Source organism: Streptomyces varsoviensis (assembly GCF_000718635.1).
GTDB lineage: Bacteria > Actinomycetota > Actinomycetes > Streptomycetales > Streptomycetaceae > Streptomyces > Streptomyces varsoviensis.
On record NZ_JOBF01000009.1, the window covers coordinates 57,095 to 76,111 of the forward strand.

The following is a 19,017-nucleotide window of genomic DNA, read 5'->3' on the forward strand; positions in this document are numbered from 1 at the left end:
CCGGTCGCGGCACCAGGGCGTGTCACCGGGCCGGCCGGCCTACGCGCCGCGCGCCCGCTCGAAGCGCTCGCGGCCCCGGGACAGCCCGACGATCGGGGCCGGGTAATCGGCGGGATGGTCGGCCGGCGCGCCGCCCTCGTCCTTCAGCCGCCACGGCTCGTGCACGTACCGGTCCGGGACCTCCGCCAGCTCCGGCACCCAGCGGCGTACGTACGAGCCGCGCGGGTCGAAGCGCTTGCCCTGGGTCACGGGGTTGAGCACCCGGTTGGGCCGGGTGTCGGTGCCGGTGCCCGCGACCCACTGCCAGTTGAGCTGGTTGTTGGCGATGTCCCCGTCCACCAGGAGATCCAGGAAGTGCCGGGCGCCCACCCGCCAGTCCGTGTAGAGCGTCTTGGTCAGGAAGCTCGCCGCCAGCATCCGGCCCCGGTTGTGCATCCACCCCTCGTGCCGCAATTGCCGCATCGCCGCGTCCACCAGCGGATAGCCCGTACGCCCCGCACGCCAGGCCGCGATCTCCGCCGCGTCCTCGCGCCACCGGTCGCCCCGCGGCCGGTAGTCGGCCGTGGAGGCGTCGGGTCGGGCGGCGAGCACCTGGTGGTGGAAGTCGCGCCAGGCGATCTGCCGTACGAACGCGTCGGCCCCGGGCCCCGGACGCCGCCGCGCCCGCTGTACGGCCTCGGCCGCCGACACCGCGCCGAAGTGCAGATACGGCGAGAGCCGGGAGGTGGCGTCGCCCGCCAGGTCGTCCTGGCCGGCCTCGTACCGGTCCAGGCCGCCGGAACACCACGCCCGCAGCCGCCGCCGGCCCGCCGTCTCGCCGCCCTCGGCCAGCCCCTCGGACACGCCGGTGATCTTCGCGCGGGACGGCAGCGGCTCGCCGGCGATGCCGGGCGCCTCGGCGGCATCGGGGACCCGTACCGTGCGCGGCGCGCCCACCGCGGCCCGTACGCCCTCCTGGCTCCAGCGGCGGAAGTACGGCGTGAACACGGCGTAGTGGTCGCCGCCGGACGGCGTGAGGCGGCCTGGCGCGATGGCCGTGACCACCGCGTCGTGCACCACCAGCTCGCGGCCGGCCTCCGCCAGCGCGGCCCGCAGCCGTTCCTCCCGGCGCAGCGCGTAGCGGCTCACCCCGGCCGCGACGTGCAGCCGGTACGCCCGTACGGAGGCCGCCACGGAACACGCCCGATCGACCACGTCACCGCGGCGCAGCACCAGGCGGCCGCCGCGCGAGCGGAGCGAGGCGTCCAGGTCGGCGAGGCAGTCGGCGAGGAACGCGCGCCGGTTCGGCGCGTCGAACCCGGCGTCGCGCACCCCGTCGTCCACCACGAACAGCGGGACGATCCGGTCGGACTCGCGCAGCGCGGCGCGCAGCACGGGGTTGTCGTGCACGCGCAGATCGGAGGTGAACAGCACCACGGAAACGCTCACGCGGGGTCCTTCTCGGAAGGGGGCGGCGGGTCGGGGGTACGGCTTACGAACTGATGGGCCGGGGCGGGGGGAGGACGGGGCGGCGGGCTGCCGCGATCAGAGCCGGGGGGCGGTCTCCGCGTCGGCTGCCGCGATCAGGGTCTGGGGGCGGCCTTCGCATCGGCTGCCGCGATCAGGGTCGGGGGGCGGCCTTCGCGCCGGCTGACTCGGAGGATTCGGCGGACTCAGCCGACTCAGCGGACTCGGCACGCTCGGCGGACTCGGCGGCGCGGGCGATGTTGCGGGCCATACCGCCGAAGACCAGGGCGTGGAACGGCGCCACGCTCCACCAGTAGGCGTGGCCGAGCAGGCCGCGCGGGTGGAACAGGGCCCGCTGCCGGTACCGCGACCGTCCCGCGGCGGCGTCGTCCGCGTACATCTCCAGCCACGCCAGCCCCGGCAGCCGCATCTCGGCGCGCAGCCGCAGCAGCCGTCCGCGCTCGATCTCCTCGACCCGCCAGAAGTCCAGCGAGTCCCCGACCCGCAGCCGCTGGGCGTCCCGGCGCCCGCGCCGCAGCCCCACCCCGCCGACCAGCCGGTCGAGCCAGCCCCTTACGGCCCAGGCGGGCGGGTAGGAGTGCCAGCCGTTCTCGCCGCCGATGCTCTCGATGACCCGCCACAACTCCTCCCGGCCGGCGTCGACGGTCCGTTCGCGGCGGTCGGTGTAGAGGCTGCCGCCGGCCCAGCCGGGGTCCGTGGGAAGCGGGTCGCTGGGCGCGCCGGGCACGGACGCCGACGACCAGCGGGTGCTGACCCGCGCGTCCCGGACCCGCTGGAGCGCCAGGGCGAGGGACGCGTCGAAGTCGAGGGGCGCGCCGGGTGGGTCGGGCACGTACCGCGCGATGTCGTGCTCGGCGCACACCACCTCATGGCGCAGGGACTCCGCGAGCGGTCGGGCGATGGACCGGGGCACCGGGGTCACCAGGCCGACCCAGTAGCTGGAGAGACCCGGCGAGAGCAGCGGCACGGGCACGATGAGGCGGTCCGGCAGCCCGGCCACGGCCGCGTACCGGCTCATCATCTGCCGGTAGGTGAGGACGTCCGGGCCGCCGATGTCGAAGGCGCGGCAGACGTCGTCGGGCATGGTCGCGCTGCCGACGAGATAGCGCAGGGCGTCCCGGACGGCGATCGGCTGGATCCGGGTACGCACCCAGCTCGGAGTGACCATCACGGGCAGCCGTTCGGTGAGGTAGCGCAGCATCTCGAAGGAGGCCGAACCCGACCCGATGACGACGGCGGCGCGCAGGACGGTGGCCGGCACGCCGGAGCCGAGGAGGATGCGGCCCACCTCGGCGCGCGAGCGCAGGTGCGGGGAGAGTTCGCGGTCCGGGACGCCCGCCGGAGTGAGGCCGCCCAGGTAGACGATGCGCCGCACGCCCGCCGCGCGGGCCTGCTCGCCGAAGATCCGGGCGGCCCGGCGGTCGGTCTCCTCGAACCCGGAGCCCGTGCCGAGCGCGTGCACCAGGTAGTACGCGACCTCCATGCCGCGCAGCGCGTCGCCGACCGACTCGGCGTCCGTGACATCGCCGCGTACGATCTCGACGTCGCCGGCCCAGGGGTGGTCGCGCAGCTTCTCCGGGGACCGCGCGAGGCAGCGCACCCGGTGCCCGGCGGCCAGCAGTTCGGGTACGAGCCGGCCGCCGAGGTAGCCCGTGGCGCCGGTCACCAGGCAGCGCCGCGATTCACTGTCACTCATGGTCTCTCGTCCCGTCCCGTCCCGATTCCGTTGTCCGGCGCGTCTGTGGGGCTGTGGGCCTGCGGGTCTGTGCATGCCCACCGTCCCCCGGCGCAGGCGTTTCCGCCTCCCGGGCGCCGCCGGAGCGGACCGGTCCGGGCCATGGTTGGTACCCGGACCCGGACCGCGCCCGTACGGACGAGCCGTACGGGCGCGGCGGGAAGGGCTCGGCCGCACACCGGCGGCTGAGCGGTGACCGGCTGAGCGGTGACCGTTCGAGCGTTGCCCGTTCGGGCGTGCTTGTTCGAGCGTTGCTCGTTCAGGAGAAGAGGACGGAACGCACCTTCAACCGCTCGGAGCCGCCGCCGGTGTGCGGCCGCAGGGAGAAGTACTCGTCGCCGACGCAATTGGCGTGCAGGAAGACCGTGGCGGTCCGGTCCGTCCGGTTCTTCGGCGAGTACCCGGGCGGCAGGGCGTCCGATCCGACGCCGCGCAGGTTGATGCACCTCCCGCTCCCCGGGTCGTTCAGGTACCCGGAGGCCTCGTACCCCTCGGCGGTCCGGTACGTGTACCGGAACTGCCCCTCGGCGGCGGAGGCGGAGCCGGGCACGACGGCGAGCAGCGCGAGCCCACTGACGACGGCGGCCGTGAAGGTTCGAAAGCGCACGAGGACAACCCCTTTGATGTGAGCTGGTTCTAGGTGGTGCTACAGCTCCTCGTCGCTGCCCAACTCGGTGGCCGCAAAGCCATCGTCCACTCGAAAGGACGAAGCAGAATCGTCCCTCCACACCCACACGGGGTAATGCCGCGCAGCGCTCGGCCCCGCTTGGCCGCCGAGTCGCCGGGGGCGAACGCTCGCGGAAATGCCGTCGCGGTGCCCCGCCGAGGGCTGCTAGCAATTGATGATGTCGAATGAAGCACTTGGCCCCATGGAACGTCTCTTGGCCGAGCGAGCCTGCGAGCGGCTGATCGTCGAGTTCGTCCGCCGCCTCGACCTGGGAGACCCGAGCAGCGTCGCGGACCTGTTCACGCCCGACGGGGTGTGGGAGTGGCCGTACGGCGACCGCCGGGTGGCGGGGCGCGAGGCGCTCCGGGACTACTTCGGTTCGCGGCCGGGGGACCGGCTGTCCCGCCGCATGTCCACGAACATCCTGATCACGGTGGTGTCCCCGGTGGCCGCTACCGCCACCTCCTACTTCGCCACGTATCGGGTCGACGGCTATACGGAGGGCATGGTGCCGCCGAGGCTCCCCGCGAACGTGGGCCACTACGAGGACACGTTCCGGAAGGTCGAGGACGCCTGGCTGCTGAGCCACCGCGTCACACATCTGCCCTTCGGGGGAGAGACGGCGCGGCTCGGCGAGGGGACGGCGCGGCTCGACGAGGGTACGGCGCGGGCCGGCGGGGAGGCGGCGCGGCTCGGGCGTCCCGCGCAGTTCTGACCGCCGGGCCCGCGGCCTCGGCGCAGTTCTGACCGTCGGGTCCGCGGCCTCGCTCGCCGCCTCGCCCCGGCCACCCGCCACGCCATCGCCTCCGCGCTCCGGGACACGGGCCGCGACGGTGAGTGAGCCCGGGGCGCACGTACGCCCGTACGACCGGCCGCCCCGTACGACCGGCCGCGCGGCGGCCCGGCACCGCCCAGGCCGCCCCACTGCCCTCGGGCGGATGATTACCTGCGTGGTCCGGTACGTCATCGACCCCGCGAAGACCGAGCCCTTCGAAGGCTTCAGCCGTCGCCCTTCAGCCTCGCTATGAACGGCCCCCACGCCGCCGCCCCGAAGACGAGAACTGGCCCGGAGGGGCTCTTGCTGTCTCGTACGGGCACGACCCCTCGCGCGCCCTCGCCGACCTCCACGCACTGGCCGTTGCCGCTGCTGTAGCTGCTCGTGCGCCATGTCACTTCCGACACGTCGTACTTCATGCGAAACACCCGCTTCCTCAGACTCGCGCCTCTGCAACCTTAACCAGCAGGTCAGCACTCTCATTCGGGGCCAAGGCGATGGCCTGAAGATGCTCGAACATCGACTTGTAACGGCGCATCTCCGCCTCGGACTCCAGGAAGAGATCGCCGGCTGGTGTGTCCACGTAGACGAGCTCCGGATCTGTGGCATCCGGAAAGTCCATGTGCACAAAACCACCCGGCATTCCGGCGTGCGCCCCCTTGTCGAAAGGGATCACTTGGAACGTGATGTTCGGCGCGTCCATGAGCTTGAGCAGGTGCTGCGCCTGTTCTCCCATGACGGCACGGCCACCGACCACTCGGCGGATGGCGGCCTCGTCCACGATCGCCCAAAGTTGCAGGGGGAGCCTCTTGGTGAGCAGCACCTGCCGCTCCATGCGTGCCTGGACCCGTTGGTCGACCTCCTTCTGGCTGGCCTTCGGCAGCACACCCTTGATCACCGCCCGGGCGTAAGCCTCGGTCTGTGCCAGGCCAGGAACGAAAAGGGACTCGTAGTTGCGCACTGTGCGCGCTTCGGACTCGAATCCGATATATGCGGTGTACTCCTCGGGCAACTCCGAGTGGTACGGACGTAGCCAGCCCTGATCATTGGCTCCGCGGTGGGCCGCCAGCAGATCTTCTCGTTGCTCTTCGGACGCTTCGTAAAGGTCCAGAAGGGCCAGGAGCGTTCGCTTCTGCGGCCGAGCCCGTGCGTGCTCGACGCGGTAGATCGTCGCCTCGTTGATGCTGGTCCGCGCCGCGACCTCTTCCCGCGTCAGTCCGGCGTCCGCCCGGAGTCGGCTCATGCCCGCGGCCAGGCGACGCAACCGGACCGTGGGCGGGCGCTGTTGCTTGTCCGACATGGTGCGTCCCTTCGCTGTCTCGGTAGTACCCGTGAGTGTGGGTGACCACCACGTCGCCGCTCAACCTACCTCTAATGCATGGTCGTACTTTGCAAGGCTTGCATTCTCCTTACGTGCGAGAGCATGCTGGGCGCGCAAGTCACTCACCGTTGCCAGTCGTCACGGTTGGGTGATCGTGGTGCTCCGTCCTGCGCTCCGAGGGGATAGCTATGTCCGCACGCGCCCGATCAGTAGCAGAGCAAGCAACGCCCAAATGTCCGCGCGAAGTTGAGTACCGACTCGCTCCGGATCGAAGGAGCGCCGGGCTGGCTCGCGCGGCGCTACGGGGGCAACTCGCGGAGTGGAGCATCCACGGAGAAGTCGCCGCAGTGGCCGAACTGTCGCTGTCCGAACTCGTCGCCAACGCCGTGGAGGCAGAGGCGGAGGCGGAGGCAGCGGCAGCGGCAGGGGCGGCGGAGGAAGAGCCGGGCGCAGGCCAGGACGTCGGCGTCCGGTTCGCGCTGGGGCCGGGGCGATTGCTGGTGGCGGCGGTGGACGGCGGTGGCGGGTGGCCGGTGCCGAATCGGGCGCGAGAGGACGACGAGTGCGGGCGTGGCTTGGCGGTGGTGGGCGCGTTGGCCGACGCGTGGGGCGTCACGGTGGACGCCGCCGGAAAGACGGTCTGGGCGGAGCTGGCGGTGCTGTGATCGGGTGGGTGCCGCCCACCCCCGGCCCAGGCGTGAGATTCGCGTGCTGGCGGTGGCGTACAACCCCAACGGCTGGGCCACTTCACTCGGTTGCGCCGTGGTGGACTCGCCGAGGCTGGCGATGCGGTGCGTACTGAAGCGGGTCACGGATGTGGCGGACCAGTGGTACGCGGGGCCGGGGGGCCCGAGCTGGGCGTTGGAGATGGATTCGTTCGAGTACGAGCAGGGGCTCGACCAGTTGGCGGCCGGGCGGGCGTATGTCTTCGAGGTCTCGGACGGCGACGGCACTCAGTACGTCGTCAGCGCGACGCCGACGCCGCAGGCGGTCACGGGGCGGGGCGGATGAGGGGGAGGGCATGGGAGGGTACCCCGGGCCCCGGGCCCCGGGCCCCCCGGGGGCGGGCGCCGCATCCGGGTGGGTGCGGTGCACCCACGCCACGGCGACCGCCGCGATTGGCGCGCCCCTGGGCGGACGTACTCGACACGCTCGACCACCTCGGCGTCGACCGCTTCGTCCTGGCCGGGAACTCCCTCGGCGCCCTGGCCGGGCTCCGGGCCGCTGTGACCGCGCCCGAGCAGGTCGAGGGGGTGGTGCTCGTCGGGTACCGGCCGCACGACCAGGCGACCTCGCCGCGGCTGCTCGCGGCCTGGGACGCGGAGTGGGCGGCGCTCGCCGCCGGGGGCTGGAGGCGGCCGTCGCCGCGGGCGTCGAGGCGTGGACCTCGCCCGGTGCCGCCGACGACGTACGCGCACACGCCGCCCGTACGCTCCGCGGTCAGCTCACCGGCCAACTCGCCCACGGCGAGCCGCCCTTGGCGGCGGACCCGCTCGGCGACGGCTCGGCGGCGCCGCGCACGCTGACCGCCCGGCTCTCGTCGCCGCCGGCGAACACGACATGCCCGACTTCTTCGAGGGCGGCGAGGCGCTGGCCCGCGACCTGGGCGCGGCCGACACCGCCGTCGTCCCCGCCGCCGGGCACCTCGCGCCGCTCGAACAGCCCGCCGCGTTCTGCGATCTGCTCGTGGACTTCGTACGCCGACTCCGGCGGTGATAGCCGACAGCGGGCTATGGCGGCGAAGCGCGCCGGACGGGCGTTGTCCTCGGCACCCCTACGGGCACGGCTTCAGGCGGCGCCGGTCAGGTGTGCCAAGGCTCCGTCCCGTACGGGGTAGGGCCGTTCGCGGGGCAGGAGTTCCCGCGCGGCCTCCAGTTCCCCGGCCCGTACCCGCTCGTGGACCGTACGGGCGAGTGGTGTGACGTCGGTGATGGCGACGGTCCACTCGTCGGCATAGCGGCGGGCGGCTTCTCCGGCGAGGCCGAGTTGGAGCGAGCGGTGGGGGAGGGGCTGAAGGCGCAGGTCGCGTTCGGGGTCCCACTGCACCCGTGCCGGTGCTCGGCGCAACTGGCGCTGCCACGCCGCGCGATCGGCGTGGAGGCCGCGCTCGTAGTGCGACAGGCAGGCGTGTTCCAGCGCCCACTCGAAACCCTCGCGGGTGATCTCGACGGCGACGACCGTCTCCTGGCTTTCCTTGGTGCCCCACCCGCAGCGGTACATCATCCACAGGAACGACGGCTTGATCCACGTCATCCGGTCGCGCTTCCACGCCGCGGGGAAACGGCCCTCCCGCGCCGCCGGGAGGCCGATCTCCGGCGCGTACGCCTGATAGACGGTGACCGTCGAGTCCGTGTGCGCGGCGCGGATCTGGTACTTGGGGGTTGTCACGAGGACCAGGCTGGGCGAGTCGTCCGGCGTACGCCAACGAATTACGCGCCGGCCGGGGAAGGGGCCGGGGCGGGGGCGGGGGCGGGGGCGCTCACCCCGACAGGCGTTGGCGGTGGGCGCCGCGGCTGGTGGAGGCGTGACGGGTGGCGGGGGTGGGGCCGGGGGTGAGGTCGAGTTGGCGGATGAGCTGGTGGAAGCAGAGCAGTACGGTCACGGGTGGGAGCCCGGCCACGATGATGCCGGCCGGGGTGGTGGGGGCGTGGATGATGCACAGGGCCATGGCGATGGCGGCGAAGAGGATGAGGACGCACCAGGAGTGGGTGGTGCGGCGCCGGTAGGCGCGGGCCCGCAGGATCGAGAGGGTGGCGGCGAGCCACGGGCCGTAGACGAGCAGGGGCCACAGCAGCGCGACGCCGCCCGGCGCGACGCCGCTGGCGAGGCCGTGCAGCGCGGGGTACGAGGCCGCGGCGCCGAGGATGCCGACGGCGGCCACGAGCACGGTGGTCAGGGTGACGGACAGGACGCTGAGCAGCCGCCGCCAGGTGCGGCCGCGCTCCCGGTTCCCCTCGCGTCCCCGTTCCCGGCTTCGTTCGCGGCTTCGTTCGCGGCCGCGCTCCCGGCCGCGTTCGCCGTCGCGGAGGAACGGCGGGCGGTGGCTCTTGCGGTGGCTGTGCGGGGCGGCCTGGTGCGGCAGGTCGGCGTCGACGGGGGGATGTTCCGCGGTGCTGAGCAGGTCGGCGAGTTCGGCGTCGAGGTACGTGCCGTTCGTCGCCGCGATCGCGTCGCAGGCGTCCGCCAGGGACTCGTGCGCCGCCGTGCCCGCGAAGAGGCTGTTGAAGAAGGGGCCGTCGCCCAGGCCGAATCTCGGCTCGGAGGCCCGGTGCGGGTCGTCGGGGACCCGGTGCGGATCGGGGGGCGGGGGCTGGAACAAGGGGGAGACGTTGGGGTCGTACACGGTGACTCCGTGCTGTGAGTAAGTAGGGACGCGGACCGGAAACGGCGCGTTCAGACCGTGGCCGTCGCTGGGGCCGCCGCTGGGGCCGTGGCAGTGACCGCGGTTGTGGTCGCGGTCGCGGTGGCGGCCTTGGCCGTAGCGGAAGCCGTAGCCGTAGCCGTAGCCGAATGGGGCGGATATGGCGGTGGCGGTGGCGTGGGCGGACGCTGGTCCGCGGGCGGAGTCCGTTCCCACAGCGTGGTCTCGATGCTGTCCAGTTCGGCGAGCAGCCGCTCCAGAAGGTCGGCGGAATGGTTCAGCCGGATTCTTTCCCTTCCGCATTCCAGGTACGCCGGTGTGGGGCGGCCAGTCGTCGCGGAAGCGGTGCTCAACTTCAGCAGCCACTTGCCCATGCGTCGAAAGGGTCGAACACGCTGGAAGGGTGCGTGAGCGGTGTCGGTCATAACCACTGAAACGACGGCTATCGGGAACTAGATACGGGCCATTCGGAGCAATGGTTCTACTTAATTCACAATATCCCAGTGGCTATCAAACTTCCTGAATGAAAAATTCAGAGACAGTGCTGTACTTCTTTGGGGGACAGGGGGTTGGGGGGCGGCGAGTGATGGCGGAGGGTGTGGCGGGGTGAAGGCGGGTGGCGGTGGAGGGTGCGGCGGGGTGAAGGCGGGTGGTGGCCGCGCCCGCTCCACGGCGGTCACGGGGCGCTCGTTCGCGGCCTTCACGTGGCGCTCGCCCGCGGCCGTCATGCCGTCCCGGCTCGCGGCCGGCGCTCGGCGCCCGTTCACGTCTGTGTGCGCATTTTGATGACCCGCTCGATCGGCTGCGGCACCGCGGCGCCCTTGTCGGCGACGGACGCCGTGCCCGGGCCGGCGGGGCGCGCCGTGATCGCGAAGGACGCCGCCTCCTCGACCTGCTCGGCCTTCCCGCGCCGCGCGTCGCTGAGCACGGTGATGGCCAACTGCCGCAAGGCGTCCGCGTGTACGGCGAGCGTCTGGCGGGTCCGGGCGTCGTCGGGGTCGGCCAGCAGGATGCGGGCGGCCGTGTTGGCGGCGCGCAGGCGCGGCTTCTGCGCGGCGCGGTGCGCACGGGGCAGGGAGCGCCAGGCGGTGTTGGCGACGGTGATCATCCGCCAGAGGTCGTTGGAGGCCGGGTCGGTGTCGTAGAACCGCAGCCCGTACCGGCCCACGAGCCAGTACGAGAAGGAGAGCGCGATCGCGGCGGCGGCGTCGAAGGCCGGCCAGGAGCGGGGCAGGTAGTGGCGGCCGAGGGCCGCGTCGACGAGGAGGGCCGCGCCTCCGCCGCCCGCGCCGAAGACCAGCGCCGCGACCGCGCCGAAGAACACGGCGGCCGGGACCAGACCGATCCCGTTCTCGCTGTCGATGCGGAGCAGCCCCTGCCAATGGGGCGCGAGGTACCGGGCGTAGCGGACGATCTTCGGCGCGGGCTCGGTGACTGCGATGCGTTTCGCCCAGCTCACGGCCACGGGAACTCACTCCTCAATCGGAGCTTCGTGCGAATGGTCATACCTGCGTCAACGAATCAGCGCAAACGCGGGCACGCTTGCTTCGGCGCGGCGAGGCCGTCGGATGGGTAATTCCGCCGAATAGCCGGGCGCGTCGGCGGGCGTATTCATGATTATGGCCGCACCGCGAGGATCATGTGACGGGTGGGCGGGGCGGCCGTTCGGCTCCCCGTCGACAGGTTTCCGTACGGGTTTGCGTACGGGTGCGCGTACAGGCTTCCGGGCGGTTTCCGTACGGGTTTCTGGGCGGAGTTCCGTACGTCTTCCGGGGGAATTTCCCTCAGTGAATGGGACGTTTTCGGACACATAATAGGCCGGCGGCCGCCGAAGACGGGGGTGCGACCGCCGGCCTGTTCTCATGCCTTGCGTCTCACCCCTCAGGGGGTGGTCCCGCCCGAGCGGTTCACGCCTTACGCCTCACGCGTTCAGACCTCGCGTGTTCAGACCTCGCGTGTTCAGACCTCACCGCGTTCAGACGTGACGCTTCCCGCCCCGTCGGCCGCGGCGAGTACGGCCGCCACGGCGTCGCGGGTCTGGTCGGCGGCGCGGGGGCCGAGGAGGGCGGACGTCACCATGGCCCCTTCCATCAGTACGTGCACGCGTTCGGCTACGGCGCGCGGGTCGTCGTAGTCCTCGGCGAGCCCGACCAGGTACTCGCGGAACAGCGCCTTGTGCTCGCGCACGGCGTCGGCCACGAGGGGGTCGGCTCCGGGCCCGCCGAGTTCCGCCCACGCGTTGACGAAGGCGCAGCCCCGGAACCCCGGTTCGTCGATGGTTTCCCGGAGGCTGTCGAACGCCGCGAGCAGGCGGACCCGCGAACCCGCCGTAGGCACTGCGGCCGCCGCGGCCCGTTCGACGGACGCGGCGAGCCGCTTACGGAGCCGCAGGCCGTGGGACTGCAGATAGGCGGCGGCGAGGTGGTGTTTGGACGGATAGAGCTTGTAGAGCCGCGCCAGCGACACCTCGGCGCCGTCCCGTACCTCGGCCATGCCCACCGCGTGGATTCCGCGCTCGTAGAAGAGCCCTTCGGCGGTCTCCAGCACGCGCGTGCGCGCCTCGTCGTCGTCCACCTTCACCTCGGGCCCTCCTGTACTAGAACGCTGGTTCTAGTGTACCGGCGCGGGCTGCGGCGCGAACCACTCGCCCGGGGTCCTGACCAGCGGGGTCATGCCGAGTTCCGTCGCGCGCTCCTCGAAGCGTTCGACGGCCCGCGGGGTCTCGATGTAGATCGGGGGCTTGTGCAGCGTGCCGTAGTGGATGGGGACCGCGGTGTGGGCGCCCAGGATGTGCGCCGCGACCGCCGCCTCCTCCGGGAGCATCGCGGCGTTGAAGGGGCTCGGCGGCTGGAGGTGGGGGAGTTCGACGATCGCGCCGTTGATGGGCACGAACGCGATGTCCACCGGTCCGAACCGGTGGGCGATCGCCCACCAGAAGCCGTGGAAGATGGTGTCCCCGCCGTGGAACACGCGGACGCCGTCGCACTCGACGATCCAGCAGATCTGCGGGTCGCCCAGCCCGTCGATGGCGGGGCCGGCGGCGACGCGGAACGGGCCCACGGTCCGTTCCTCCCACGGCCGCACGATCTCCGTCGCGATGCCGTGCTCGCGGAACAGGTCCTCGGCCTCGCAGGTCCACGCCAGGTCGTCCCCCGTGCCGGGGAACGGCTCGGGCCGGTATATGGGCGCTCCGGGAGCCAGCGCCTTCTGGATCGCCACCGGGTCGGCGTGGTCCGTGTGCAGGTGCGTCACCAGCGCCGCCACCGCCTCGCCCGGACGGGACGCCGCGGGGAACTTCTCCTTCGAGAACAGCGGGGACGCGTCCTCGATGAGGTCGATGATCAGTGTCTGGCCGTCGTGTTCGAGCTCGACGCCGGCCCATCCCATACGTCGCAGTCGCACAGTCAACTCCTTCGCTTGTGCCCGAGGCGGGCTTGGGGCCTTGCGGCCTTGGGCCCTTGCGGCCTTGCGGGCATGCCGGAAGCCGGGGGGCTTCTAGAATGGCCGTTCTTAGAACGGTCATTCTGACCCTAGCAGAACGGTGGTTCTGGGTCAGGGTGGAGGCCCGGCGTGGGGGGCGGCGGAGGCTCGACTGAGGCGGTGGTCCGGGGACGGGGGCGGCGGAGGCTCGACTGAGGCGGTGGCCCGGGGACGGGGGCAGCCTGGAGGCGGCGGAGGTCCGGCGGCGGGGGCCCCGTAGCGGCGGAGGCCCGGCCTCGGGGTCCGGCGGCGGAGGTCCGGCTGAGGCGGCTGCCCGGGGCCGGGGGGGCCTGGAGGCGGCGGAGGTCCGGCGGCGGGGGCTCCGTAGCGGCAGAGGCCCGGCCTCGGGGTCCGGCGGCGGAGGTCCGTGGTGGAGGCCCGGCTGAGGCGGTGGACCGGGGACGGGGGTGGCCTGGAGGCGGCGGAGGTCCGGCGGCGGGGCCCCGTAGCGGCGGAGGCCCGGCTGAGGCGGTGGCCCGGGGCCGGGGCGTACCCGTCAGGGCGTGCCCCGGCCTACTCGGCCGCTCGATCGCTCGGCCGCTCGGCCGCTCGTCAGGCGTGGAGGGCGTCGCGCAGGGCCCGCACCTGGTCGGCGAGGCTGCGCTCGCTGACCTTGGCCTGCGGGAACAGCAGGTCGTAGCCGTGTACGGCGCCGGGGACCTGGACCAGTTCAGTGGTGACGCCGGCGGCGCTCAGGCGCTCGGCGTAGGCGCGGCCCTCGTCGCGCAGCGGGTCGACCTCCGCCACGGCGACGTAGGCCGGGGGCAGTCCGGCGAAGTCGTCGGCGTGCAGCGGGGAGGCGTACGGGGTGGAGGGGGTCTCGGGCGCGTAGTACGTCCAGCCGATCTCCATCGCGGCCCGGTTGAGGACCGGGGTGGCGGTGAACTCCCGCGCGGAGTCGCTGGCCAGGTTGGCGTCCAGGCCCGGGTAGGTCAGCGCCTGGAAGACCACCTTCGGGCCGGCCAGATCGCGGGCGCGCAGCGCGGTGGTGGCCGCGATGTTCCCGCCCGCGCTGCCGCCCGCGACGGCGATGCGCTCGGGGTCGCCGCCGATCTCGGCCGCGTGCTCGGCGACCCAGACCAGGGCCGCGTACGCGTCGTCGGCCGCGGCGGGGAAGGGGTGCTCGGGGGCCATGCGGTAGTCGACGGAGACCACGACGGCCTCGGCCTCGGCCGCGTACCGCAGCGAACGGCCCTCCTCGGCCTCGGGGGAGCCGTACGTGAACGCGCCGCCGTGCGTGTAGAGGATCACCGGCAGGGTCGCCTCCGTGACCGGCCGGTAGACCCGCAGCCGCAGCTTCCCGCCGGGACCCGGGATGAACAGGTCCTCGACCTTCACACGATCATCGGCTGGCGTCGCGGGCAGCTCCCGCAGCGCCGCGTACCGCTGCGGGTCGGCGATGACCTCGTCCAGGCCGTAGACGGGGAAGACGCCGGTGTCGGCGGTGGCGAGGAGGGTCTGGATCTCGGCGTCGACGGGGGGAACGGACATGGCTGATTTGCCACCTTTCGGGGGGAGTTCCGGTGAAGTGACTCCAGTTTCTCCCCGCCGCGACAGACGCAGAAGTGGCCCAAGGGCCATGATGTACAACTTTCGGGCCAGGGGGCGCCGGGCCCGCGGCCGGGCGGTGTCGTCGGGGTGCGCGCGGGGCGGTGCGGCCGCGCCGCGTGGCTTGTGCCGCGTCGCCGCGCTTCCTCGCATGGCGGCTTCCGCCCTCGGGCGGGGCTGAGGCTGGAGGTTCCGGCCCCGACTTGGGGCCGCTGCCACCAGGCTGGGCCTTGCCCTTCCCCCGGAATCTCGACCGCCTCCGCTGGCCCCACGGCCCGTCGGTGCGCCCAGCCCCTCGGCCTGGGGCTTCCTCCCGGCCGGGGCCCGGCGCCTTGGTGCGGGGCTTCATCTCGGCCGGGTCCTTGGTGCCCCGGTCGGGGCCCAGCCCTTTGGCGCGGAGCTTCACCTACCGCCGGGCCTCGGCACCTGCTTCGGGCTCGCGGCCCCTCTGTCCGGGCTCGGCTACTCGGCCGGTATCGGCTATTGGGCGCCCTGGCCGCTCCTTCGCCCCCTTGCCCGGAGCCTTGACTCCCGGCTCGGGCTCTTGGCTCTTGCCCTGGGATCCAAAGCTCGGCTTCTCGGCCGGCCGTCGGCCTCCCTCGGTCGGGGTTCCGGTGCCTTGGTCTGGTGCTTCCCCCGTCTGGACCCTCGGCGCCCCGGCCGGGGCCCGGCGCCTTGGTGCGGGGCTTCACCTCGGCCGGGTCCTGGGCGCCCCGGTCGGAGCCCAGCCCCTTGGCGTGGGGCTCCCCCGGGGCCGGACCGGCGCCCCGGCCGGGGCCCGCTCCCTGGGCGCGGGACTTCATCTACCGCTGGGCCTCGGTGCCTGCTTCGGGTTTGCGCCCGCTCGGCCCGGGCGTTGGGCTGCTCGGTCGGTATTCGGCTATTGGGTGCCCTGGCCGCTCCTTCGTCCCCTTGCCTGGAGCCTTGACTCCCGGCTCGGGCTCTTGGCTCTTGCCCTGGGATCCAAAGTTCGGCTTCTCGGCCGGCCGCCGGCCTCCCTCGGCCGGGGCTCTGGTGCCTTGGTCTGGTGCTTCCCCCGGGGGCCGGACCTCGGCGCCCCGGCCGGGGCCCGGTCCCTGGGTGCGGGGCTTCACCTACCGCTGGGCCTCGGCGCCTGCTTTGGGCTCGCGGCCCCTCTGTCCGGGCTCGGCTACTCGGTCGGTGTCGGCTATTGGGTGCCCTGGCCGGTTCTTCGTCTGCTGGTCCGGAGCTTTGGCTCCCGGCTCGGGCTCTTGGCCCTTTCCCTGGGGGCCGAAGTTCGGCTTCTCGGCCGGCTGTCGGTCCCTGGCCGGGGACCGGCGCCTTGGTGTGGTGGCGCTTCACCTCTGCCGGGTCCTTGGTGCTCCGGTCGGAGCCCACCCCCTTGGCGCGGGGCTCCCCCGGGGGGCGGGCCTCGGTTCCCCGGCCGGGGTCGGGCGCCTTGGTGTGGTGGCGCTTCACCTCCCGCTGGGCCTCGGCGCTTGCTTCGGGGTCGCGGTCCTTCGGCCGTCCGGCGGGCGCTCTCCCCGGCCGGGGCCCGGCACCACCTTGCTCTGGTGCTTCCCCTGGCTGGGGCCTCGGTGCCCCGCTTCGGGTGCACGACCCCTCGGCCGCCCGGTCGGCCTCATCCCCGGCTCGGAGTCTCAGCTCTCGACTCGGCTCTACGGCCCCCGGTGCGAGTTCTCAACTCTTCCGTGGACGGGGGCATGGGCCTCTTGCCCTGCGGTCCCAAGCTCAACTCCTCGGTCGGCCCTCCCCGGTCCCCGCCGGGGGCTCGGCGCCTTGGTCCGGCGCTTTCGCCGGGTCGGACCTCGGGGCCCCGCTTCGGGTTCGCCGTCCCTCGGCCGCCGCCCGACCGGTGCTCGGCCGCCCGGCCGCCCCCCCCGGCTGGGCCTCGGCGCCTCGCTTCGGGTTCGCGGTCCCTCGGGCGCCAGGCCGGCACTGCTGGCGGAAGGCAATATTCAGGAGTGCCGAATGCCTTGGAGATTCGTCACGGCCTGTGATGGACCCCAAGAGCCTGTTTTTGCTCCCTGGCTGATGACGCGGCGACGTTCAGCGCGCGGCGGACGTTCGCGCAGGCTCCGGCGGCCTTGGAGAGTGTCCCTGTCGCGGTTCGTTCGCGATGACAGTGGTTGCGGGTTCGGTGTGTCAGCTTTCAGGTCGTACCTGTGCCGGTGGGGCGTTCGCGGAGAGCGCGCGCAGATCGTCGAAGGCTTGGAGGAGATGCGCGTCCAAGCTCTGTGAGGGGTCGTCGATCCAGGCTTGGGCCGCGTGGTGAAAGGCGGCCCAACCGGTTTGAGCAGCCAGGCCGGCCAGTCGGTCGGGCACGTCGCGCCGGCGTAGTGCCTCCGCGACGGCTTCGGTGAGGAACGCGGCTTTGGCCAGGTCGCGTTCTCGGAGTGCGGGCGTCTTGCCGATGAGTTCCAGTCGCGGTTCGGAGAAGGGCCGGTTCTCCTCAAGCACTCGTCCGGCCTTGCGGAAGGCGTGCAGCAGTACGTCGAGGGGTTGCAGACCATCGGGTGCGTCGGCGACCTCTTGCATCAGGGCGGCGCGCAGGTCGGCTTCGCCACCGAAGAGCACCTCCCGCTTGTCGGGGAAGTGCCGGAAGAACGTGCGCTCGTTGACGCCGGCCCGAGCCGCGATCTCGGCAGTGGTGGTCTGGTCGAACCCGCGCTCCCGGTACAGCTCCAACGCCGCCTGCTGCAAGCGGCGACGCGCTTCTGCTCCGCTTCTCGGCATTCCTGAAGGATACCGCATCTGTCAGTGACTGGCATCACTTGACGCCAGTCACTGGCGCTACTTAGTGTCAGTGACTGGCGCTAAGTAGCGCCAGAAGCTGGCGCAACGGGAAGGTTTTGTCGTTGGTGTCAGCTACCTCGACCAGCAGCCAATGACGACGAGAGGCAACCCATGGCCGACGACGATGTGCGTCCGGTGCTCGCCTGGGCCAAGTGCCAGGCACTCACGCCGGAGCGGCGCGACGACGGCATCCCGCTCATCGCGATCGCCGCGCCCGAGGGCGCCCCGCTCCAAGCCTCCGCCGACGCCACACCGAGATCAGTCGGATCCGGCGCGACTTCGGAGATGACCCCGACCTGCGCGTCGCGGTTATCGCCGGCACGGGAGAACGGTTCTGGACGGTCGAAGGCGGCGACGCGCTAGACATCGCGTTCGACATCGCGTTCGACATCGCGCTCGGCACCGCGCTCGACATCGCGTTCGACATCGCGCACCGCGTGGCAGTCGGGCTCCAGCGCGCCCTCCGCTGGATCAAGCGTTCACTCAACCACTGGCTGCGGACCGCGACGCCCGCGTTCGAGGCGTCGATCGCCTTCGAGGCGATGAGCTTCCTCGGCCCGGACGCCGCCGAGGCGATCACCGCAGCTATCGAGCACCGGTCACCGGACTTCGCTGGATCGCTGTCCTGGTAGCGGAGGCGCGGCCCCATCGAATCCACAACGCACGCCACCCCCGCCGCCGTCCTCGTCCTTGAAGCGGCCGGTGTACGTCACGTACAGAAAGTCCCTTTCATGCATATTTTTGTCACTGGTGGTTCCGGCCAGACCGGCCCCGCCGTGGTCACCGAACTCATCACGGCAGGCCACACCGTCACCGGTCTGGCACGCTCGGACGCCTCCGCCGCCCGGCTGAAGTCACTGGGAGCCACACCCCACCGCGGCTCCCTGGACGACCTCGACAGTCTGCGCACCGGTGCCGAAGCCGCCGACGCGGTTCTGCACATGGCCTACGGCGGCGACTTCTCCGACCCCGACGACATGATGAGGCGCGACACCAACGCCATCGAGGCCCTCGGCCGACCGTTGGAACACTCGGGCAAGCCGCTGGTCATCACCTCGGGCACCCTGGTCATGCCCGCCGGCCGGGAAACCACCGAGCACGACGAGCCCGACCCGGCCGGGCTCGCCGCCTACCGCATCGCGGGCGAACGGATCTGTCTGGACTTCGCCGACCGGGGAGTACGCGCGAGCGTGGTCCGCCTCGCTCCTACCGTCCACGGCCCCCAGGACCACGGCTTCATGCCCATGCTCATCGCCACCGCGCGAAAGACCGGCGTCTCGGCCTACGTCGGCGACGGCGGCAACCGTTGGCCCGCGGTCCACCGGCTCGACGCGGCAGCCCTGTTCCGCCTGGCCCTGGAGAAGGCCCCTGCGGGCAGCGTGCTCCATGGTGTAGCCGAAAGCGGCGTCACTATGAAGAGCATCGCGGAGACGATCGGTCGAGGCCTCGATCTCCCCACGGCCTCGCTGACTCCCGACCAGGCCGCCAGCCACTACGTCAGCCCCTTCATGGCCATCGCCTACGCCTACGACGCACCCGTCACCAGCACTCACACACAACAACTGCTTGGCTGGTCGCCCACCCACCAGACACTGCTCGACGACCTGGAGCACGGCGACTACCTGGCCACGCCGGCCTCCTGACCACCCTCACCGCTGGTGGACCGCCCGACCGCGAGCCCCGCCCACCGGCCCGCTCGGACTCCGCCGCCAGACGCTCCTCCACTCGGCCTCCAACTCGGCCTCCAACTCGGCCTCAACTCGGCCTCCAGCGCAGCCTGCATCAGATGCTGCGTGATCGCGGGCAGCGGCCCGCCCTCACCCACCAGCTTCAGCCCGCCGGCGCGGACCTGGTCCTGCGCCAGCACCGTCAGCGCGTCCAGCAG

General features: G+C 72.3%; 19 protein-coding genes. 7 read left to right on the forward strand and 12 right to left on the reverse strand.

The window, feature by feature from the left end; all coding sequences use genetic code 11:
• Positions 1-39 precede the first annotated feature (39 nt).
• The 3 genes from IF55_RS14740 to IF55_RS14750 form a co-directional block, all read right to left on the reverse strand.
• A complete protein-coding gene (locus tag IF55_RS14740) occupies positions 40-1,428 on the reverse strand; it encodes a cryptochrome/photolyase family protein (protein ID WP_030885704.1) in 1,389 nt (462 codons plus the stop codon).
• 172 nt (positions 1,429-1,600) lie between these two features.
• Positions 1,601-3,163: an SDR family oxidoreductase gene (locus IF55_RS14745; protein ID WP_048831979.1), complete on the reverse strand. Its 1,563-nt coding sequence runs from the start codon at positions 3,161-3,163 to the stop codon at positions 1,601-1,603.
• 298 nt (positions 3,164-3,461) lie between these two features.
• Positions 3,462-3,809, reverse strand: coding sequence for a hypothetical protein (locus IF55_RS14750; protein WP_030885710.1), 348 nt, complete (start codon positions 3,807-3,809; stop codon positions 3,462-3,464).
• 238 nt (positions 3,810-4,047) lie between these two features.
• Between IF55_RS14750 and IF55_RS14755 the strand changes: the two genes are divergently transcribed.
• Complete coding sequence (locus IF55_RS14755) at positions 4,048-4,584, forward strand: nuclear transport factor 2 family protein (RefSeq protein WP_078644439.1); 537 nt, start codon at positions 4,048-4,050, stop codon at positions 4,582-4,584.
• A gap of 284 nt (positions 4,585-4,868) precedes the next feature.
• Here the strand turns inward: IF55_RS14755 and IF55_RS14760 are convergent, their stop codons facing one another.
• Both IF55_RS14760 and IF55_RS14765 read right to left on the reverse strand, forming a co-directional pair.
• A complete protein-coding gene (locus tag IF55_RS14760; protein WP_030885714.1) occupies positions 4,869-5,063 on the reverse strand; it encodes a DUF397 domain-containing protein in 195 nt (64 codons plus the stop codon).
• Between the two features lie 17 nt (positions 5,064-5,080).
• On the reverse strand, positions 5,081-5,944 hold the full coding sequence (locus IF55_RS14765) for a helix-turn-helix domain-containing protein (RefSeq protein WP_030885717.1): 864 nt from the start codon (positions 5,942-5,944) through the stop codon (positions 5,081-5,083).
• Between the two features lie 209 nt (positions 5,945-6,153).
• On the opposite strand from IF55_RS14765, the gene IF55_RS14770 reads away from it, so the two are divergent.
• From IF55_RS14770 to IF55_RS40580, 4 genes are all read left to right on the forward strand, one after another.
• The gene (locus IF55_RS14770) at positions 6,154-6,630 is read left to right on the forward strand and encodes an ATP-binding protein (protein ID WP_106980393.1); all 477 of its coding nucleotides are present in this window, start codon (positions 6,154-6,156) and stop codon (positions 6,628-6,630) included.
• 52 nt (positions 6,631-6,682) lie between these two features.
• Entirely contained in the window at positions 6,683-6,976 is a 294-nt protein-coding gene (locus IF55_RS14775; protein WP_157854432.1) for a hypothetical protein, read from the forward strand.
• Between the two features lie 107 nt (positions 6,977-7,083).
• Positions 7,084-7,491, forward strand: coding sequence for an alpha/beta fold hydrolase (locus tag IF55_RS14780; protein ID WP_051776183.1), 408 nt, complete (start codon positions 7,084-7,086; stop codon positions 7,489-7,491).
• Between the two features lie 34 nt (positions 7,492-7,525).
• Complete coding sequence (locus IF55_RS40580; protein ID WP_245661200.1) at positions 7,526-7,681, forward strand: alpha/beta fold hydrolase; 156 nt, start codon at positions 7,526-7,528, stop codon at positions 7,679-7,681.
• Between the two features lie 72 nt (positions 7,682-7,753).
• Here IF55_RS40580 and IF55_RS14785 read toward each other — a convergent pair whose 3' ends face one another.
• The 7 genes from IF55_RS14785 to IF55_RS14815 all read right to left on the reverse strand — a co-directional run bounded on the left by IF55_RS14785 (position 7,754) and on the right by IF55_RS14815 (position 17,072).
• On the reverse strand, positions 7,754-8,353 hold the full coding sequence (locus tag IF55_RS14785) for a DUF4291 domain-containing protein (protein WP_030885728.1): 600 nt from the start codon (positions 8,351-8,353) through the stop codon (positions 7,754-7,756).
• A gap of 91 nt (positions 8,354-8,444) precedes the next feature.
• Entirely contained in the window at positions 8,445-9,308 is an 864-nt protein-coding gene (locus IF55_RS40060) for a DUF2637 domain-containing protein (RefSeq protein ID WP_245661201.1), read from the reverse strand.
• A 781-nt stretch (positions 9,309-10,089) separates the two neighbouring features.
• The gene (locus IF55_RS39355; RefSeq protein WP_030885734.1) at positions 10,090-10,791 is read right to left on the reverse strand and encodes a hypothetical protein; all 702 of its coding nucleotides are present in this window, start codon (positions 10,789-10,791) and stop codon (positions 10,090-10,092) included.
• A gap of 494 nt (positions 10,792-11,285) precedes the next feature.
• On the reverse strand, positions 11,286-11,906 hold the full coding sequence (locus IF55_RS14800) for a TetR/AcrR family transcriptional regulator (RefSeq protein ID WP_048831981.1): 621 nt from the start codon (positions 11,904-11,906) through the stop codon (positions 11,286-11,288).
• Between the two features lie 30 nt (positions 11,907-11,936).
• Entirely contained in the window at positions 11,937-12,728 is a 792-nt protein-coding gene (locus IF55_RS14805; RefSeq protein ID WP_157854434.1) for an MBL fold metallo-hydrolase, read from the reverse strand.
• A 630-nt stretch (positions 12,729-13,358) separates the two neighbouring features.
• Positions 13,359-14,297: an alpha/beta hydrolase gene (locus IF55_RS14810; protein WP_030885743.1), complete on the reverse strand. Its 939-nt coding sequence runs from the start codon at positions 14,295-14,297 to the stop codon at positions 13,359-13,361.
• 2,184 nt (positions 14,298-16,481) lie between these two features.
• Positions 16,482-17,072, reverse strand: coding sequence for a TetR family transcriptional regulator (locus tag IF55_RS14815; RefSeq protein ID WP_030885746.1), 591 nt, complete (start codon positions 17,070-17,072; stop codon positions 16,482-16,484).
• 212 nt (positions 17,073-17,284) lie between these two features.
• Here IF55_RS14815 and IF55_RS14820 point away from each other — a divergent pair, with 212 nt between their 5' ends.
• Together IF55_RS14820 and IF55_RS14825 are read left to right on the forward strand one after the other, a co-directional pair.
• Complete coding sequence (locus IF55_RS14820) at positions 17,285-17,764, forward strand: Clp protease/crotonase-like domain-containing protein (protein WP_030885749.1); 480 nt, start codon at positions 17,285-17,287, stop codon at positions 17,762-17,764.
• Between the two features lie 99 nt (positions 17,765-17,863).
• The gene (locus IF55_RS14825; RefSeq protein WP_030885752.1) at positions 17,864-18,775 is read left to right on the forward strand and encodes an SDR family oxidoreductase; all 912 of its coding nucleotides are present in this window, start codon (positions 17,864-17,866) and stop codon (positions 18,773-18,775) included.
• The last annotated feature ends 242 nt before the right edge of the window (positions 18,776-19,017 follow it).

Excerpts from the sequence above, each read along its gene's own strand:
- IF55_RS14745 (WP_048831979.1), bottom strand. The coding sequence starts at position 3,163 with ATGAGTGACAGTGAATCGCGGCGCTGCCTGGTGACCGGCGCCACGGGC.
- IF55_RS14755 (WP_078644439.1), top strand. The coding sequence starts at position 4,048 with ATGTCGAATGAAGCACTTGGCCCCATGGAACGTCTCTTGGCCGAGCGA.
- IF55_RS14760 (WP_030885714.1), bottom strand. The coding sequence starts at position 5,063 with ATGAAGTACGACGTGTCGGAAGTGACATGGCGCACGAGCAGCTACAGC.
- IF55_RS14765 (WP_030885717.1), bottom strand. The coding sequence starts at position 5,944 with ATGTCGGACAAGCAACAGCGCCCGCCCACGGTCCGGTTGCGTCGCCTG.
- IF55_RS14770 (WP_106980393.1), top strand. The coding sequence starts at position 6,154 with ATGTCCGCACGCGCCCGATCAGTAGCAGAGCAAGCAACGCCCAAATGT.
- IF55_RS40580 (WP_245661200.1), top strand. The coding sequence starts at position 7,526 with ATGCCCGACTTCTTCGAGGGCGGCGAGGCGCTGGCCCGCGACCTGGGC.
- IF55_RS14810 (WP_030885743.1), bottom strand. The coding sequence starts at position 14,297 with ATGTCCGTTCCCCCCGTCGACGCCGAGATCCAGACCCTCCTCGCCACC.
- IF55_RS14815 (WP_030885746.1), bottom strand. The coding sequence starts at position 17,072 with ATGCCGAGAAGCGGAGCAGAAGCGCGTCGCCGCTTGCAGCAGGCGGCG.
- IF55_RS14825 (WP_030885752.1), top strand. The coding sequence starts at position 17,864 with ATGCATATTTTTGTCACTGGTGGTTCCGGCCAGACCGGCCCCGCCGTG.